General features: G+C 55.1%; 14 protein-coding genes, 4 tRNA genes and 1 rRNA gene. All 19 read right to left on the bottom strand.

The window, feature by feature from the left end:
* Window positions 1–20: 20 nt before the first annotated feature.
* Complete coding sequence (gene fusA / locus NL123_RS03205) at window positions 21–2,126, bottom strand: elongation factor G (protein WP_010206921.1); 2,106 nt, start codon at window positions 2,124–2,126, stop codon at window positions 21–23.
* Between the two features lie 30 nt (window positions 2,127–2,156).
* Window positions 2,157–2,627, bottom strand: coding sequence for a 30S ribosomal protein S7 (gene rpsG, locus NL123_RS03200; protein WP_002555493.1), 471 nt, complete (start codon window positions 2,625–2,627; stop codon window positions 2,157–2,159).
* A 118-nt stretch (window positions 2,628–2,745) separates the two neighbouring features.
* Window positions 2,746–3,117 (bottom strand): 30S ribosomal protein S12, encoded by a 372-nt coding sequence (rpsL, locus tag NL123_RS03195; RefSeq protein ID WP_002555494.1) that lies wholly within the window; start codon window positions 3,115–3,117, stop codon window positions 2,746–2,748.
* A 217-nt stretch (window positions 3,118–3,334) separates the two neighbouring features.
* The gene (gene rpoC, locus NL123_RS03190; RefSeq protein ID WP_058424562.1) at window positions 3,335–7,534 is read right to left on the bottom strand and encodes a DNA-directed RNA polymerase subunit beta'; all 4,200 of its coding nucleotides are present in this window, start codon (window positions 7,532–7,534) and stop codon (window positions 3,335–3,337) included.
* A gap of 64 nt (window positions 7,535–7,598) precedes the next feature.
* Window positions 7,599–11,672 carry a DNA-directed RNA polymerase subunit beta gene (gene rpoB / locus NL123_RS03185; RefSeq protein WP_019819139.1) on the bottom strand — a complete coding sequence of 1,358 codons (4,074 nt, stop codon included), beginning with the start codon at window positions 11,670–11,672 and terminating at the stop codon, window positions 7,599–7,601.
* A 219-nt stretch (window positions 11,673–11,891) separates the two neighbouring features.
* Window positions 11,892–12,257: a 50S ribosomal protein L7/L12 gene (rplL, locus tag NL123_RS03180; RefSeq protein WP_003210093.1), complete on the bottom strand. Its 366-nt coding sequence runs from the start codon at window positions 12,255–12,257 to the stop codon at window positions 11,892–11,894.
* A gap of 78 nt (window positions 12,258–12,335) precedes the next feature.
* Window positions 12,336–12,836 (bottom strand): 50S ribosomal protein L10, encoded by a 501-nt coding sequence (rplJ, locus tag NL123_RS03175; protein ID WP_010174464.1) that lies wholly within the window; start codon window positions 12,834–12,836, stop codon window positions 12,336–12,338.
* 199 nt (window positions 12,837–13,035) lie between these two features.
* Window positions 13,036–13,731 carry a 50S ribosomal protein L1 gene (rplA, locus tag NL123_RS03170; protein WP_003232403.1) on the bottom strand — a complete coding sequence of 232 codons (696 nt, stop codon included), beginning with the start codon at window positions 13,729–13,731 and terminating at the stop codon, window positions 13,036–13,038.
* Window positions 13,731–14,162, bottom strand: a complete 432-nt coding sequence (gene rplK / locus NL123_RS03165) for a 50S ribosomal protein L11 (RefSeq protein WP_003176435.1) — start codon at window positions 14,160–14,162, stop codon at window positions 13,731–13,733. Before rplK ends, rplA begins: the two co-directional genes overlap by 1 nt.
* A 117-nt stretch (window positions 14,163–14,279) precedes the next feature.
* On the bottom strand, window positions 14,280–14,813 hold the full coding sequence (gene nusG / locus NL123_RS03160; protein WP_003176436.1) for a transcription termination/antitermination protein NusG: 534 nt from the start codon (window positions 14,811–14,813) through the stop codon (window positions 14,280–14,282).
* A gap of 9 nt (window positions 14,814–14,822) precedes the next feature.
* Complete coding sequence (secE, locus tag NL123_RS03155; protein WP_025857211.1) at window positions 14,823–15,191, bottom strand: preprotein translocase subunit SecE; 369 nt, start codon at window positions 15,189–15,191, stop codon at window positions 14,823–14,825.
* 45 nt (window positions 15,192–15,236) lie between these two features.
* Window positions 15,237–15,312: transfer RNA gene (locus NL123_RS03150), tRNA-Trp, on the bottom strand.
* Between the two features lie 161 nt (window positions 15,313–15,473).
* Window positions 15,474–15,549: transfer RNA gene (locus NL123_RS03145), tRNA-Thr, on the bottom strand.
* A 25-nt stretch (window positions 15,550–15,574) separates the two neighbouring features.
* Window positions 15,575–15,648 (bottom strand) — tRNA-Gly (locus NL123_RS03140).
* A 24-nt stretch (window positions 15,649–15,672) separates the two neighbouring features.
* Window positions 15,673–15,757 (bottom strand) — tRNA-Tyr (locus NL123_RS03135).
* A 143-nt stretch (window positions 15,758–15,900) separates the two neighbouring features.
* A complete protein-coding gene (locus NL123_RS03130) occupies window positions 15,901–16,347 on the bottom strand; it encodes a hypothetical protein (RefSeq protein ID WP_494357198.1) in 447 nt (148 codons plus the stop codon).
* A 7-nt stretch (window positions 16,348–16,354) separates the two neighbouring features.
* Complete coding sequence (locus tag NL123_RS03125) at window positions 16,355–17,104, bottom strand: pantothenate kinase (RefSeq protein ID WP_248484933.1); 750 nt, start codon at window positions 17,102–17,104, stop codon at window positions 16,355–16,357.
* Window positions 17,094–18,053 carry a bifunctional biotin--[acetyl-CoA-carboxylase] ligase/biotin operon repressor BirA gene (gene birA / locus NL123_RS03120; protein WP_248484934.1) on the bottom strand — a complete coding sequence of 320 codons (960 nt, stop codon included), beginning with the start codon at window positions 18,051–18,053 and terminating at the stop codon, window positions 17,094–17,096. Before birA ends, NL123_RS03125 begins: the two co-directional genes overlap by 11 nt.
* Window positions 18,054–18,221: 168 nt before the next feature.
* Window positions 18,222–18,337: ribosomal RNA gene (rrf, locus tag NL123_RS03115) — 5S ribosomal RNA — on the bottom strand.
* Window positions 18,338–18,436: the final 99 nt, after the last annotated feature.

The raw sequence follows: 18,436 nt of genomic DNA, 5'->3' as shown, positions 1-18,436 counted from the left end.
TCCTTGCCTAAAGGACTGAATCAGCCTTGTTTTTTGGATACAGTTTCAGCGATGTGCGCCGGAGCTGTGTTGTATTTTTTGAATTCCATAGAGTAGCTTGCGCGACCCTGGGACATGGAGCGAACGTCGGTCGCATAACCGAACATCTCACCCAACGGAACCTCGGCGCGAATCACTTTGCCGGAAACCGTGTCTTCCATACCCAAGATCATGCCGCGACGACGGTTAAGGTCGCCCATGACATCACCCATATAGTCTTCAGGTGTAACAACTTCTACCGCCATGATTGGCTCAAGCAACTCACCACCGCCCTTCTGGGCCAGTTGCTTGGTTGCCATGGAAGCAGCCACCTTAAACGCCATCTCGTTGGAGTCGACGTCGTGGTAAGAACCGTCAAAAACGGTTGCTTTCAGGCCGATCAGCGGATAGCCGGCAACAACACCGTTCTTCATCTGCTCTTCGATACCCTTCTGGATAGCAGGGATGTATTCCTTAGGAACCACACCACCTACTACTTCGTTCACGAATTGCAGACCTTCCTGACCTTCGTCAGCAGGAGCAAAACGGATCCAGCAGTGACCGAACTGACCACGACCGCCGGACTGACGAACGAACTTGCCTTCGATTTCACAGTTTTTCGTGATGCGCTCACGATAGGAAACCTGAGGCTTACCGATGTTGGCTTCGACGTTGAACTCACGGCGCATCCGGTCAACCAGGATGTCCAGGTGAAGCTCGCCCATGCCGGAGATGATCGTTTGACCAGTCTCTTCATCAGTTTTGACGCGGAAAGATGGATCTTCCTGAGCAAGCTTGCCCAGAGCGATACCCATTTTTTCCTGGTCATCCTTGGTCTTAGGCTCTACGGCAACCGAAATAACCGGCTCCGGGAAGTCCATGCGAACCAGGATGATTGGCTTGGCAGCGTCGCACAAAGTCTCACCCGTGGTGACGTCCTTCATGCCGATCAGGGCCGCGATGTCACCAGCGCGCACTTCCTTGATCTCTTCACGGGCGTTTGCGTGCATTTGCACCATACGACCCACGCGCTCTTTCTTGCCTTTAACCGAGTTGATCACGCCGTCGCCGGAGGCCAACACGCCCGAATAAACGCGGACGAAGGTCAAAGTACCCACGAATGGGTCGGTAGCGATCTTGAACGCCAGAGCCGAGAACGGCTCGCTGTCATCGGCGTGACGCTCCATTTCTTCTTCCTCGTTATCAGGGTTGGTACCCTTGATAGCAGGAATGTCGGTTGGAGCCGGCAGGTAGTCGATAACGGCGTCGAGAACCAGGGGAACACCCTTGTTCTTGAAGGAAGAACCGCAAACAGCCAGGACGATCTCACCAGCGATAGTACGCTGACGCAGAGCAGCCTTGATTTCCACGTTGGTGAGCTCTTCACCTTCGAGGTACTTGTTCATCAGCTCTTCGCTGGCTTCGGCCGCAGCCTCAACCATGTTGTTGCGCCACTCGTCAGCCAGTTCCTGCAACTCTGCAGGGATAGGCTTGCGAACAGGAACCATACCTTTGTCGGAATCATTCCAGTAAACAGCTTCCATGTTGATCAGATCAATCTGACCCTGGAAGTTGTCTTCGGAACCGATAGCCAATTGGATTGGCACCGGGGTGTGACCCAGACGCTGCTTGATCTGACCGATCACGCGCAGGAAATTGGCACCAGCACGGTCCATCTTGTTTACATAAACAAGACGTGGAACGCCGTACTTGTTGGCTTGGCGCCATACGGTTTCCGACTGAGGCTCAACACCCGAAGTACCGCAGAACACAACGACAGCGCCGTCGAGTACGCGCAGGGAACGCTCAACTTCAATGGTGAAGTCTACGTGACCCGGGGTATCGATTACGTTGAAGCGATGCTCGTCTTTGTACTGCTTCTCGGAACCTTTCCAGAAGGCGGTAATAGCAGCAGAAGTAATGGTAATACCACGCTCCTGCTCCTGAACCATCCAGTCTGTGGTCGCGGCGCCATCATGCACCTCGCCCATTTTGTGACTTTTGCCGGTGTAAAACAGTACGCGCTCGGTGGTGGTGGTTTTACCAGCATCCACGTGAGCAACGATACCGATGTTACGGTAGCGGCTAATCGGAGTAGTACGAGCCATAAAGCCCTCGCAAAATTAGTGAAGCTAAGATTAGAAGCGGTAGTGCGAGAAAGCTTTGTTAGCTTCAGCCATACGGTGCACGTCTTCACGCTTCTTAACAGCAGCACCTTTACCTTCAGCAGCGTCCAACAGCTCGCCGGCCAAACGCAGAGCCATAGACTTCTCGCCGCGCTTACGGGCGAAGTCTACCAACCAGCGCATTGCCAGAGCGTTACGACGGGACGGGCGAACTTCGACCGGAACCTGGTAAGTAGCACCGCCTACACGGCGCGACTTCACTTCGACCAGCGGAGCGATGGCGTCGAGAGCTTTCTCGAAGATTTCCAGGGGATCGCTGTTCTTGCGTTCTTTAACCTTCTCCAGCGCGCCATAAACGATACGCTCGGCAACGGCTTTCTTGCCGCTTTCCATCACGTGGTTCATGAACTTGGCCAGGATTTGGCTTCCGTATTTTGGATCGTCAAGCACTTCGCGCTTGGCTGCTACGCGTCTTCTTGGCATGGATAAGCCCTCAAACGGTCTTCAGGTTCGCTCGGAATCGGTGCCCTTTCGGGACGCCTCCGACCTTACTCTTATCGACTCAGAAAATAAGATGATTCAGTGTTACAAAAAGCCGCTACTACTTAGGCTTCTTGGTACCGTACTTCGAACGACCCTGGTTACGACCTTTAACGCCGGAAGTATCCAAGGAGCCGCGTACGGTGTGGTAACGAACACCTGGCAAGTCTTTTACACGACCGCCGCGGATCAGTACCACGCTGTGCTCTTGCAGGTTGTGACCTTCACCACCGATGTACGAGGAAACCTCGAAACCGTTGGTCAGGCGCACACGGCATACTTTACGCAGTGCCGAGTTAGGTTTTTTCGGCGTAGTGGTATACACGCGAGTGCATACGCCACGACGTTGCGGGCAGTTCTGCAGCGCAGGCACGTCGGATTTCTCGACGATACGCTTACGCGGCTGACGTACCAGCTGGTTGATAGTTGCCATCTACTAGCTCCACTGTTGTCTTGCGACGCTATTGTCTTGCAAGAAAAGCAAAATGGCAGGAACGAATTCCCGCCAAATTTAGGGGTACAAGAGTCTAAAGAGGATCTTGTCCCCAGTCAAGGCAAGGCCCCGACCTCCCCTCTCATCGAACCGGGACAAAACTGCCTCGATCCGACGAATGGGGGCTGCCAGGGCCCGGACTTATTTATCGCAGAACTCAGTTACCGCTGGAGTTCAGCGCTTCGGTCAGTGCAGCTTCCACTTCACTGGCGCTTACGCGCAACGGCTTGTCAGCATCACGGCGGCGCTTACGCTCGCTGTGGTAAGCCAAACCGGTACCGGCTGGGATCAAACGACCCACAACTACGTTTTCTTTCAGGCCGCGCAGGTAATCGCGCTTGCCGGTTACCGCTGCTTCGGTCAGTACGCGGGTGGTCTCCTGGAAAGAGGCCGCCGAGATGAACGATTCAGTCGACAACGACGCCTTGGTGATACCCAACAGCACGCGAGTGAACTTGGACACGAATTTGTCTTCGGTCGCCAAGCGCTCGTTTTCCACCAGTACGTGAGTCAGTTCCATCTGGTCGCCCTTGATGAAACTGGAATCGCCGGATTCAGCGATTTCAACTTTACGCAGCATCTGACGCAGGATGGTCTCGATGTGCTTATCGTTGATCTTCACGCCTTGCAGGCGGTAAACGTCCTGGATCTCGTTAACGATGTACTTGGCCAGCGCACTTACACCCAGCAGACGCAGGATGTCATGTGGATCGCTTGGACCGTCAGAGATAACTTCGCCGCGGTTTACCTGTTCGCCTTCGAAGACGTTCAGGTGACGCCACTTCGGAATCAGCTCTTCATACGGATCGCTACCGTCGTTCGGGGTAATGACCAGACGGCGCTTGCCCTTGGTTTCCTTACCGAACGCGATGGTGCCGCTGACTTCAGCCAGAATCGACGCTTCTTTCGGACGACGCGCTTCGAACAAGTCGGCAACACGCGGCAGACCACCGGTGATGTCACGGGTTTTCGAAGTTTCTTGCGGGATACGCGCGATAACATCACCGATGGCGATCTTCGCACCATCCGCTACACCGACCAGGGCGTTGGCTGGCAGGAAGTACTGAGCGATTACGTCAGTGCCTGGCAGCAACAGATCCTTGCCGTTGTCATCGACCATCTTCACGGCAGGACGGATGTCCTTGCCGGCAGCTGGACGATCTTTCGCGTCGAGTACTTCAATGTTGGTCATACCGGTCAATTCGTCAGTCTGACGCTTGATCGTGATGCCTTCTTCCATGCCCACGTAGGTCACGGTACCTTTCATTTCGGTAACGATTGGGTGAGTGTGCGGATCCCACTTGGCCACGATTGCGCCAGCGTCGACCTTGTCACCTTCTTTAACCGAAATCACAGCACCGTACGGCAGCTTGTAACGCTCACGCTCACGACCGTAGTCATCAGCGATTGCCAGCTCACCGGAACGGGACACAGCAACCAGGTGACCATCCACTCGCTCAACATGTTTCAGGTTGTGCAGACGGACAGTACCGCCATTCTTCACCTGAACGCTGTCGGCTGCGGAGGTCCGGCTTGCCGCACCACCGATGTGGAATGTACGCATGGTCAGCTGGGTACCGGGCTCACCGATGGACTGGGCAGCGATAACGCCGACCGCTTCACCGATATTCACCTGGTGACCACGAGCCAAGTCACGGCCGTAGCATTTGGCGCAGATGCCGTAGCGGGTTTCGCAGCTGATCGGCGAGCGAACGATCACTTCGTCGATGCTGTTGAGTTCGATGAACTCGACCCACTTCTCATCAACCAGGGTGCCGGCAGGAACGATAACTTCCTCGGTACCTGGCTTGAATACATCACGGGCAATAACACGACCCAATACGCGCTCACCCAACGGCTCTACAACGTCACCGCCTTCAATGTGCGGCGTCATCAGCAGGCCATGCTCTGTGCCGCAATCGATCTCGGTTACAACCAGATCTTGTGCAACGTCTACCAGACGGCGAGTCAGGTAACCGGAGTTAGCAGTTTTCAACGCGGTATCCGCAAGACCCTTACGAGCACCGTGAGTCGAGATGAAGTACTGAAGTACGCTCAAACCTTCACGGAAGTTCGCAGTGATCGGCGTTTCGATGATGGAACCGTCCGGCTTGGCCATCAGGCCACGCATACCGGCGAGCTGACGGATCTGCGCAGCAGAACCCCGTGCGCCCGAGTCGGCCATCATGTACATCGAGTTGAAGGACTCTTGGTCAACTTCGTCGCCGTGACGGTCGATGACTTTCTCTTTCGAGAGGTTGGCCATCATCGCCTTGGAAACTTCGTCGTTCGCCTTGGACCAAAGGTCGATTACCTTGTTGTACTTCTCGCCCTGGGTTACCAGGCCGGAGGCGTACTGGCTTTCGATCTCTTTCACTTCATCAGTGGCAGCACTGATGATGCGGGCTTTTTCATCCGGGATAACGAAGTCGTTAACACCGATGGAAACGCCAGAAATGGTCGAATAGGCAAAACCGGTGTACATCAACTGGTCAGCGAAGATCACGGTCTCTTTCAAACCAACCACGCGGTAGCACTGGTTGATCAGCTTGGAGATCGCCTTCTTCTTCATCGGCAGGTTGACGACGTCGTACGACAGACCTTTTGGCACAACCTGGTACAACAACGCACGGCCGACAGTGGTGTCGACAATACGAGTGTTGCTCACGCTGCCGCCATCACGATCGTTGACGGTTTCGTTGATCCGCACTTTGACCTTGGCGTGCAGTGCGGCTTCGCCGGCACGGAACACACGGTCAACTTCTTGCAGGTCAGCGAACACACGACCTTCGCCCTTGGCGTTGATCGCTTCACGCGTCATGTAGTACAGACCCAATACAACGTCCTGCGACGGAACGATGATTGGCTCACCGTTGGCTGGCGACAGAATGTTGTTGGTCGACATCATCAACGCACGCGCTTCCAACTGGGCTTCCAGTGTCAGCGGTACGTGCACGGCCATTTGGTCGCCGTCAAAGTCGGCGTTGTACGCAGCACAGACCAACGGGTGCAGCTGGATAGCCTTACCTTCGATCAGTACCGGTTCAAACGCTTGGATACCCAGACGGTGAAGGGTCGGTGCACGGTTGAGGAGAACCGGGTGTTCGCGGATCACTTCGGCGAGAACGTCCCAAACCTCTGGCAGTTCGCGCTCGACCATTTTCTTGGCGGCTTTGATGGTGGTCGCAAGACCGCGCATTTCCAGCTTGCCGAAGATGAATGGCTTGAACAGCTCAAGTGCCATCTTCTTAGGCAGACCGCACTGGTGCAGACGCAGGGTCGGGCCTACGGTAATTACCGAACGACCGGAGTAGTCAACACGCTTACCGAGCAAGTTCTGACGGAAACGACCTTGCTTGCCCTTGATCATGTCAGCCAGGGATTTCAGAGGACGCTTGTTCGAACCGGTGATAGCGCGGCCACGACGACCGTTGTCGAGCAGGGCATCGACAGCTTCTTGCAACATACGCTTTTCGTTGCGCACGATGATGTCCGGAGCGGACAGATCAAGCAGGCGCTTCAAGCGGTTGTTACGGTTGATCACGCGACGGTACAGGTCGTTGAGGTCGGAAGTCGCGAAACGACCACCATCCAACGGTACCAGCGGACGCAGGTCTGGCGGCAGAACCGGCAGAACGGTCAGCACCATCCACTCTGGCAAGTTGCCGGAACCCTGGAAGGCTTCCATCAACTTCAGACGCTTGGACAGCTTCTTGATCTTGGTTTCGGAGTTGGTTTGCGGAATCTCTTCACGCAGACGGCCAATCTCGTGCTCCAGGTCGATAGCGTGCAGCAGTTCGCGGACAGCTTCGGCACCCATGCGGGCATCGAAATCATCGCCGAACTCTTCCAGCGCTTCGAAGTACTGCTCGTCGTTCAGCAGTTGACCTTTTTCAAGGGTGGTCATGCCTGGATCGATAACGACATAGCTCTCGAAGTAGAGAACACGTTCGATATCACGCAGGGTCATGTCCATCAGCAAGCCGATACGGGACGGCAGCGATTTCAGGAACCAGATGTGGGCAACCGGCGAAGCCAGTTCGATGTGCGCCATGCGCTCACGACGAACCTTGGCCAGTGCAACTTCAACGCCGCACTTCTCGCAGATCACACCACGGTGCTTCAAGCGCTTGTACTTACCGCACAGGCACTCGTAATCCTTAACCGGGCCAAAGATCTTGGCGCAGAACAGGCCGTCACGCTCAGGTTTGAACGTACGGTAGTTGATGGTTTCCGGCTTTTTAACTTCACCGAACGACCACGAACGGATCATCTCAGGCGATGCCAACCCAATACGGATGGCGTCGAACTCTTCGACTTGACCCTGGTTTTTCAGCAAATTCAGTAGGTCTTTCAAGGCCTTTCCTCCTGGCGGAGCAGAGAGCGGGCTAAACAGCCCCGCTCTCGATTCGCGTCACGTGTTATTCGGTTTCCAGATCGATATCGATGCCGAGGGAACGAATTTCTTTGATCAACACGTTGAAGGACTCGGGCATGCCCGGCTCCATACGGTGATCGCCGTCCACGATGTTTTTGTACATCTTGGTCCGACCGTTCACATCGTCCGACTTCACTGTGAGCATTTCTTGCAGAGTGTAAGCAGCACCGTATGCTTCCAGTGCCCAGACCTCCATCTCCCCGAAACGCTGACCACCGAACTGAGCCTTACCACCCAGCGGCTGCTGGGTAACCAGGCTGTACGAACCGGTAGAACGAGCGTGCATCTTATCGTCTACCAAGTGGTTCAGCTTCAGCATGTACATGTAGCCAACAGTAACCGGACGCTCGAACTTGTTGCCGGTACGGCCGTCGAACAGCTGCATCTGGCCGCTTTCTGGCAGGTCCGCCAGTTTGAGCATGGCCTTGATTTCGCTTTCCTTGGCACCGTCGAACACCGGGGTAGCCATTGGAACACCGCCGCGCAGGTTCTTCGCCAGATCCAGGATTTCCTGGTCGGAGAAGGTGTCCAGCTCTTCGTTGCGACCGCCGATCTCGTTGTAGATCTCGTGCAGGAACTTACGCAGGTCTGCAACCTTGCGCTGCTCTTCGATCATACGGTTGATCTTCTCGCCCAGACCTTTGGCCGCGAGGCCCAGGTGGGTTTCAAGGATCTGACCAACGTTCATACGCGAAGGTACGCCCAACGGGTTGAGGACGACGTCGACCGGGGTGCCATTGGCATCGTGCGGCATGTCTTCAACCGGCATGATCACGGAGACCACACCTTTGTTACCGTGACGACCGGCCATCTTGTCGCCCGGCTGGATGCGGCGACGGATTGCCAGGTAAACCTTGACGATCTTCAGCACGCCTGGAGCCAGGTCATCGCCCTGCTGCAGTTTGCGCTTCTTGTCTTCGAACTTGTCGTCCAGCAGACGGCGGCGATCAACGATGTAGGCCTGGGCTTTCTCGAGCTGCTCGTTCAGAGCATCTTCAGCCATGCGCAGCTTGAACCACTGGCCATGCTCAAGACCGTCGAGGATTTCGTCGGTGATGTCCTGACCTTTCTTCAGACCTGCGCCGCCTTCAGCCTTGTGGCCTACCAGGGCAGAACGCAGACGTTCGAAGGTCGCGCCTTCAACGATACGGAACTCTTCGTTCAGGTCCTTGCGGATCTCGTCGAGCTGGGTCTTCTCGATGGACAGTGCACGAGCATCACGCTCAACGCCGTCACGGGTGAAGACCTGTACGTCGATGACAGTACCTTTGGTACCGGTAGGTACACGCAGGGAGGTGTCTTTAACGTCGCTGGCTTTTTCACCGAAGATGGCACGCAGCAGTTTTTCTTCCGGGGTCAGTTGGGTCTCGCCTTTCGGAGTGACCTTGCCGACCAGGATGTCGCCTGCGCCTACTTCAGCACCTACGTAAACGATACCGGCTTCGTCCAGTTTGTTCAGTGCAGCTTCACCCACGTTCGGGATGTCTGCAGTGATTTCCTCTGGGCCAAGCTTGGTGTCACGGGCCACACAGGTCAGTTCCTGAATGTGGATCGTGGTGAAGCGGTCTTCTTGAACGACACGCTCGGACAGGCAGATGGAGTCTTCGAAGTTGAAGCCGTTCCATGCCATGAACGCGATGCGCATGTTCTGACCCAGTGCCAGTTCACCCATGTCGGTGGACGGGCCGTCGGCCATGATATCGCTACGCTGAACGCGATCACCCTTGCTCACCAGCGGACGCTGGTTGATGCAGGTGTTCTGGTTCGAGCGGGTGTATTTGGTCAGGTTGTAGATGTCGACACCGGCTTCGCCAGTTTCAACTTCGTCATCGGCAACACGAACCACGATACGGCTGGCATCAACGGAGTCAATTACGCCGCCACGGCGAGCCACGACGCAAACGCCGGAGTCACGGGCTACGTTACGCTCCATGCCGGTACCTACCAGCGGCTTGTCAGCGCGCAGGGTCGGTACAGCTTGACGCTGCATGTTGGAACCCATCAACGCACGGTTGGCGTCATCGTGCTCCAGGAACGGGATCAGCGACGCCGCTACCGAAACTACCTGCTTCGGCGAAACGTCCATCAAGGTGACGTCTTCCGGCGCCTTGACGGTGAACTCGTTCAAGTGACGAACCGCTACCAGCTCGTCGATCAGGACTTTCTTGTCGTTCATCGTGGCCGAAGCCTGAGCGATCACGTGATCAGCTTCTTCAATGGCGGACAGGAACACGATCTCGTCGGTGACCAGAGCGTCTTTCACCACTCGGTACGGGCTCTCGAGGAAGCCATACTGGTTGGTGCGCGCATAAGCGGCCAGGGAGTTGATCAGACCGATGTTCGGACCTTCCGGCGTTTCGATCGGGCAAACACGACCGTAGTGCGTCGGGTGTACGTCACGAACTTCAAAGCCGGCACGCTCACGGGTCAGGCCGCCCGGGCCCAGTGCAGAAACACGGCGCTTGTGGGTGATCTCGGAGAGCGGGTTGTTCTGGTCCATGAACTGGGACAGTTGGCTGGAACCGAAGAACTCTTTCACCGCCGCAGCCACTGGCTTGGCGTTGATCAGGTCTTGCGGCATCAGGCCTTCGCTTTCAGCCATCGACAGACGCTCTTTGACCGCACGCTCAACACGTACCAGGCCAACGCGGAACTGGTTCTCGGCCATTTCGCCTACGCAGCGAACACGACGGTTACCCAGGTGGTCGATGTCATCGACGATGCCTTTACCGTTACGGATGTCGACCAGGGTCTTCAGTACCGCGACGATATCTTCCTTGCACAGCACGCCCGAACCTTCGATTTCGGTACGACCGATACGACGGTTGAACTTCATCCGGCCGACCGCAGACAGGTCATAGCGCTCAGGGCTGAAGAACAGGTTGTTGAACAGGGTCTCGGCAGCGTCTTTGGTTGGCGGCTCGCCTGGACGCATCATGCGATAGATCTCGACCAGCGCTTCCAATTGGTTGCTGGTGGAGTCGATCTTCAGAGTGTCGGAGATGAACGGACCGCAGTCGATGTCGTTGGTATAAAGGGTCTCGATGCGAACGACCTGAGCCTTGGCGATTTTGGCCAGGATCTCGGTGTTCAGCTCGGTGTTGCACTCAGCCAGGATTTCGCCTGTCGCCGGGTGAACGATAACCTTGGCGGTAGTGCGACCCAGGACGTAGTCCAGAGGCACTTCCAGCTCTTTGATACCGGCTTTTTCGATCTGGTTGATGTGGCGCGCAGTAATACGACGGCCAGCCTCAACAATGACCTTGCCTTTTTCATCCTGGATGTCCAGGACGGCAATTTCACCACGCAGACGCGAAGCGATCAGCTCCAGCTTGAGGGTTTCATCCTTCAGGCTGAATACGTTGGTGGTGTAGAAGGCGTCGAGCACTTGCTCAGTGGTATAGCCGAGCGCGCGCAGCAGTACCGAGGCCGGCAGCTTGCGACGACGGTCGATACGCACGAACACGCAGTCTTTCGGGTCGAACTCGAAGTCCAACCACGAACCACGGTACGGAATGATCCGCGCGGAGTACAGGAGTTTGCCGGAGCTGTGCGTCTTGCCGCGGTCGTGGTCGAAGAACACGCCCGGGGAACGGTGCAGCTGGGAAACGATAACACGCTCGGTACCATTGATTACGAAGGTACCGTTCTCAGTCATCAATGGGATTTCACCCATGTAGACTTCTTGCTCTTTGATGTCCTTGATCGCTTTGTTCGACGATTCTTTGTCGAAAATGATCAGACGGACTTTTACCCGCAAAGGTACGGCGTACGTAACACCGCGCAACACGCATTCTTTGACATCAAATGCCGGTTCGCCCAGGCGATAACCGACGTACTCCAGCGCAGCATTGCCGGAGTAGCTGATGATCGGGAAAACGGATTTGAAGGCCGCATGCAGGCCCACGTCGCGGAACTGATCTTTGGTCGCTCCCGCCTGCAAGAATTCACGATACGAATCCAGCTGGATAGCCAGAAGGTACGGGACATCCATGACGTCCGGCAACTTGCTAAAGTCCTTGCGGATACGTTTTTTCTCAGTATATGAGTAAGCCATCAGCGTTCCCCAGCTTGGTCACCTGCTTGTTTGGCCCCTCCGACGGGAGCAGCCAGAAAATCTTGCAAACCCCATGGTTTGCACCACCGCATCGGGTGGTTACAGCGCGTTATTGGCGGCGACCGAGTCGACAGCCAAGAACGGAAAAAGGCCGGTGGCAAGAGCCACCAGCCATCAGCCTTCAGCTTAACGCTTGGGCTGGAGACGCAAGGTCGATGCTTACTTCAGCTCGACTTTAGCGCCTGCTTCTTCCAGCACTGCTTTGGCTTTGTCAGCGGCGTCTTTCGACACTGCTTCCAGAACCTGGGCAGGAGCGCCGTCAACTACAGCCTTGGCTTCTTTCAGGCCCAGACCGGTCAGTTCACGTACTGCCTTGATCACGTTTACTTTCTTCTCGCCAGCTTCCAGCAGCATGACGTTGAATTCGGTTTGCTCTTCAGCAGCAACAGCAGCAACAGCTGGGCCAGCGGAAGCAGCGGCAGCGGAAACGCCGAATTTTTCTTCGAAAGCTTTGATCAGCTCAACAACCTGCAGAACCGACATTTCAGCTACGGCGTTGAGGATATCGTCTTGGGAGATAGACATTGCTGTATTTCCTGAATTGGGGGACGGCCTACTCGGCCATCGAAATAAACAAAAATACGCGAGAGAAGTCGCTCAGCCTTAGGCTGCGGCAGCTTCTTTTTGCTCGCGAACTGCGGCCAGAGTACGAGCCAGCTTGCTGGTAGCGCCTTGAATCACGCTCATCAGCTGCGAAATGGCTTCGTTGCGGGTCGGCAGTGTTGCCAGTACGTCGATTTGGTTAGCTGCGAGGAACTTGCCCTCGAACGCAGCTGCCTTGATCTCGAACTTATCCTGACTCTTGGCAAATTCCTTGAACAAACGGGCAGCAGCGCCTGGATGTTCTTTGGAGAACGCGATCAGAGTCGGGCCGGTGAACACGTCGTTGAGGACACTGTATTCAGTGTCAGCAACAGCGCGCTTGAGCAGGGTGTTACGTACAACACGTACGTATACGCCAGCTTCACGAGCCTCTTTACGGAGTCCGGTCATAGCGCCTACTGTCACACCACGGGCATCAGCCACGACAGCGGACAGAGCAGCTTTGGCAGCCTCGTTGACTTCAGCGACGATGGCCTTCTTGTCTTCGAGATTAATTGCCACGGGTTTAACTCCTGCTTGTTACCGTTTCATCTGGCCGAAGCCGGATGTCGTTTTGGTGTCTGATTCGGTAAGGAACCGGGAGCACCATCTGCGTAGGCTTGTGGTTTAAGACTTGCGTCGCCTACGGTCTTGGATAGCCCCCGCCAGGCAGGGACCCCAATTTTTTCAATTGGCGCGATCGCTCGCACCAATTTGTGTCTTATACGTCCAGCGAGCCTTGGTCGATGACCAGACCTGGGCCCATAGTGGTGCTCAGGGTAACGCGCTTGACGTAGATACCTTTCGAAGAAGCTGGCTTGATACGCTTCAGATCAGCGATCAGGGCTTCAACGTTTTCCTTCAACTTGACGGCATCGAAGCCGACTTTGCCAACGGAGGTGTGAATGATGCCGTTTTTGTCAGTGCGATAACGAACCTGACCAGCCTTGGCGTTTTTGACCGCAGTGGCTACGTCTGGCGTTACGGTGCCGACTTTCGGGTTAGGCATCAGACCACGTGGACCCAGGATCTGACCCAACTGACCTACAACACGCATTGCATCCGGGGATGCAATAACTACGTCGTAGTTCAGGTCGCCGCCTTTCATTTCGGCAGCCAGGTCGTCCATGCCAACGCGATCAGCGCCAGCGGCCAGAGCAGCTTCAGCTGCCGGGCCTTGGGTGAAGACAGCTACACGTACAGTCTTGCCAGTACCGTGTGGCAGCACAGTAGCGCTACGAACGACCTGGTCGGATTTACGTGGGTCAACACCCAGGTTTACAGCAACGTCAACGGACTCGCTGAACTTGACAGTCGACAGCTCGGTCAGCAGGGCAGCGGCGTCTACAAAGTTGTAGGCCTTGCCTGCTTCGATTTTGCCGGCGATAGCCTTTTGGCGCTTGGTCAGCTTAGCCATTACACACCCTCCACGTTAAGGCCCATGCTACGAGCAGAACCGGCGATGGTACGCACGGCTGCATCCATATCAGCTGCAGTCAGATCCGCGTTTTTGGTTTTCGCGATTTCTTCCAGCTGAGCACGAGTTACGGTGCCAACCTTAACGGTGTTCGGACGAGCGGAACCGCTAGTCAGACCAGCAGCTTTCTTCAACAGAACCGAAGCCGGAGTCGACTTGGTTTCGAAAGTAAAGCTACGGTCGCTGTATACAGTGATGATCACTGGAGTCGGCAGACCTGGCTCAAGACCCTGAGTACGGGCGTTGAAGGCCTTGCAGAATTCCATGATATTCACGCCGTGCTGACCCAGAGCTGGACCGACGGGTGGGCTAGGGTTGGCCTGAGCGGCCTTCACTTGCAGCTTGATGTAAGCGGTAATCTTCTTGGCCATGAGGCACTCCAATTACGGGTTCGAACGCCTCGAAAGGCTCCCCGGTTACTTGCGCGTTTATCCCAGTGACGACAAAACCCCACAGCCTAAGGCTGTGGGGTTGGGATGCTTGCTCAGCTAGACCTTCTCGACCTGGCTGAACTCCAACTCTACCGGAGTAGAGCGACCGAAAATGAGCACTGCCACTTGGATCCGGCTCTTTTCGTAGTTAACTTCTTCGACAGTACCGTTGAAATCAGCAAACGGACCATCTGTAACACGAACAACCTCACCCGGCTCGAAAAGCGTCTTCGGCTTAGGCTTGTCGCTACCATCAGCAACACGGCGCAGAATTGCTTCCGCCTCCTTGTCAGTGATAGGAGCAGGCTTATCAGCAGTTCCGCCGATAAAACCCATGACACGAGGAGTGTCCTTGACCAAATGCCAAGTACCTTCATTCATGTCCATCTGAACCAGCACATAGCCAGGGAAGAACTTGCGTTCGCTTTTGCGCTTCTGACCATTCCGCATTTCAACCACTTCTTCAGTGGGAACCAGAATTTCGCCGAAGCCATCTTCCATGCCTGCCAGCTTTACGCGCTCCAGCAAAGAGCGCATAACATGCTTCTCGTAACCCGAGTAAGCATGCACAACGTACCAACGCTTAGCCACGGGACACCCTTAGCCAACAATCAAGGAAACAAGCCAGCCGAGCAGGGAATCGAGCCCCCACAACAGCAACGCCATAACCAGAACAACAGCCACGACAATCAATGTGGTCTGCGTAGTTTCTTGGCGAGTCGGCCAAACGACTTTACGGATTTCGGTGCGAGCTTCCTTTACCAGGACCGCGAAAGACTTGCCTTTGGCAGTCTGCAGGCCTACAAAGGCAGCTACAGCAGCGAGAACAAGCAAAGCGAGTACGCGGTACAGGATCGGCGAAGCAGAATAGTACTGATTGCCAACAACGCCTACGACCACCAAGGCAACCACAGCGAGCCACTTGACCAGATCGAAACGAGAGCTTTGAGCTTCAGCCTTAGGAGTCATCTATGAAGATCCTGTGAAAAGAAAGCCAGACACACCACGTGAATCTGGCAGGTCAGGAGGGAATCGAACCCCCAACCTACGGTTTTGGAGACCGTCGCTCTGCCAATTGAGCTACTGACCTAAAACAAAATCAGGCCGACCATTATGCAGGCCTGAAAAAGACTTTACAACAACCAACCCCACTAGACCTGAAATCACCTGGCAACAACGCCAGACAGAACACCTTCAAGCCGAGACAGCTGTTAAAACAAAGGCAGATATTTTCATATCTGCCTTGTTATATGGAGCTCTTGAGCGGATTTGAACCGCTGACCTCACCCTTACCAAGGGTGTGCTCTACCAACTGAGCTACAAGAGCAAAACACCTGCACAACCTGCAAACTTGGAGCGGGTAGCGGGAATCGAACCCGCATCATCAGCTTGGAAGGCTGAGGTTCTACCACTAAACTATACCCGCGGAGCTTGCAGCTCACGCTAAAAATGGTGGAGGGGGAAGGATTCGAACCTTCGAAGTCGTAGACGTCAGATTTACAGTCTGATCCCTTTGGCCGCTCGGGAACCCCTCCTAAGCGAGCCGGCATTTTACATTACGCCGACCTTCTGTCAAGCATTTTCTCATTTAAAAATATGAGGTTAGCTGCATTGACCTTCGCTTCACACTATTGACCTAGAAGGTCTTCACTGCGAAGCGGGCGCCATTCTATGCAAACTATTCGAGAGTTGCAACGCCTTCGCACAACATTATTTTATGTTTTAACTCATTGAATTCCTTAGCAAGGTTTTCAAAGGGCAGATCGTCAGCCAGGCGTCGACTTTCAGGGGCTACACGCAGCCAGTAGCCAGAGGCATCAACCGTATTGAGCAACTGGACCTTGACCTTGATATCCAAGCTCGTGAGTCGCTGCTCAACGGACTGCGCCTGGCGCTGGTCCGCAAAACCACCGATGTACAGGCAAGTGTTTTGCGCCTCGGATGTTTTTGCGCGATCCCTGCGCACCACCGCATCAGAAGATTCACTGAGTAGTCGGATGTCTTGCTGCGAGCCCTTGTAAAGGCTCAAGGGCGTGACATCCTTAGCGCGCAATGGCGCTTCTTGCTGGTGCCAGATGTAGTAGAAGGCGTTGAGAACCAGTAAAAGCAAAAACAGCCAACGCATAATCACCTCAGGACAAAGGACAAGCCATCGCCAAACCGACAAAGACCAGATCGGGCACGAGCCGCGCCTGGGGCACCGCATCCGCTACCAAATCAGCATCCCCGCCGGTCAGGAACACGGTAAAGTCATCCCCCCAGTAGCCCCTCGCCAACTCCAACTGAGTCAGTACAAACCCTCTGAGCATCAACGTACAGCCGCGCTCAACGGCTTCTACCGTCGTACGGCCCGGAGAGAGACGCTCCAGCGCCCTTTCAGCGGCAGCGTCGTCGTAGCGTATCTTGCGCGTGTGGGTTCGCAACTGATTGCGCATAAGGGGCATTCCAGGACAAATGAACCCACCCAAGTGCTCACCGTCCACAGCAATAAAATCTGCAGTGGCGGCCGTACCAAAATCAAGCACCAGGCAGGCCCCACGCGCGAGCTTGAACCCACCCAGCATCGCCAGCCAGCGATCAAGCCCAAGACGTTCGAAATCTTCGTATCCGTTGCGCACTCCCGCCATTTCTCGCGCCGGGGCCGCGCAGGAAACGATAACGCCGAAAGTGTCTTGCAAGGCAGTGACCAACTTGCTTGTTTCTTCCAGGGCACGAACGCTTACCAATCGGCAACGTGTCAGTAGAAGCCCAGAAAGCGCTACCAGGCTCTCAATCAACGCCAGATCCGAGCCTACAACCCCTTCTGCGGAGGTATTCGCCGATTCCGAATCAAGCACACGCCATTTGATAAAGCTATTTCCACAGTCGAGCTCAAGAATCATCACGCAACCTCAGGCTTAACTCACCACCACTGTATATTTTCTCAACACCATTAACACTCAAGCGCAATGCCCCCTGGCGATCTACACCCAGCACAACCCCATCGACCTGGTTGACACCCGCGGTAAGGGAGACCGGCCGACCCTGCCAGGCGTGATTCTGCTCCCACTCTCCCTGAAGCGCGACAAAACCGCCTTCCCGATGCCGCTCAAGGTAGCCTTGCAGCTGCCGCCCCAGTTCCGACACCAGAAGATTGCGATTCACCGGAGCACCCGTCTCAAGTTGCACTGAGGTCCATTGCTGATCAACCTCATCAGCCCTCTGCATATTCACGTTGATACCTATTCCGAGAACTACGTGACAGATATCCGCAGGATCACCTACCAACTCCAGCAAAATTCCAGCGATTTTCTTCTGCCCTACCAAAACATCGTTTGGCCACTTCAGGGCGGCGCCCTGCACCCCGGACTCGCGCAAAGCCTGCATGACTGCCAAGCCCACAACCAGGCTCAGCCCCTCCAGCTGTCGCAGACCTGACTCAATACGTAAAACGAGACTGTAATAAACGTTTTGCGCGAACGGGCTGACCCACTTTCGTCCCCTCCTACCTCTTCCCGCAGTTTGTTGCTCTGCGAGCACCAGGAACGGCGCCGCGCATCCAGCGTCTACCAGCCGCAAAGCTTCAGCATTAGTGGAGTCAATGGAATCAGATATATGAACGGGCCATGTCAAGGATGGCGTACTCTGCGAAATATCTTCAGCACTCAAGAACACTAGTGGGGATGCCAATTGATACCCCTTGCCTCGCACCTTGTGAATTGGCAGATTCAACTCTGCCTCCAGGTGCTGGAGTTGCTTCCATACAGCACTGCGACTGACGCCAAGAGCGGCACCCAGTGCTTCTCCGGAATGGAATCGGCCATCTTTCAGAAGTTTCAACAACGTCAGCATGCAAGTATCGCCTCACAATGAGGCACGCATGATAGCCATGCGCAGGGTCATTGCATAGAAAGGCCGGACTTTAGCGCTGGAGGCCACGCACGCGGATCTCTTCGCACTTTTCGACCGCCCAAAACAAAACCCCTGACTGCATAAGCAATCAGGGGTTCTGGAATTTAATCTTGACGATGACCTACTCTCACATGGGGAAACCCCACACTACCATCGGCGATGCATCGTTTCACTACTGAGTTCGGGATGGGATCAGGTGGTTCCAATGCTCTATGGTCGTCAAGAAATTCGGGTACTGAGTCGTGGCCTGGGCCTCGCTTCAGCAAATTGGGTATGTGACAGCTTTCGGTGTTTTGTGAACATCGAACTTTCGGTTCATTTCG

Source organism: Pseudomonas sp. FBCC-B1565 (assembly GCF_059133265.1).
This window is presented reverse-complemented; position numbering and strand designations above follow the sequence as displayed.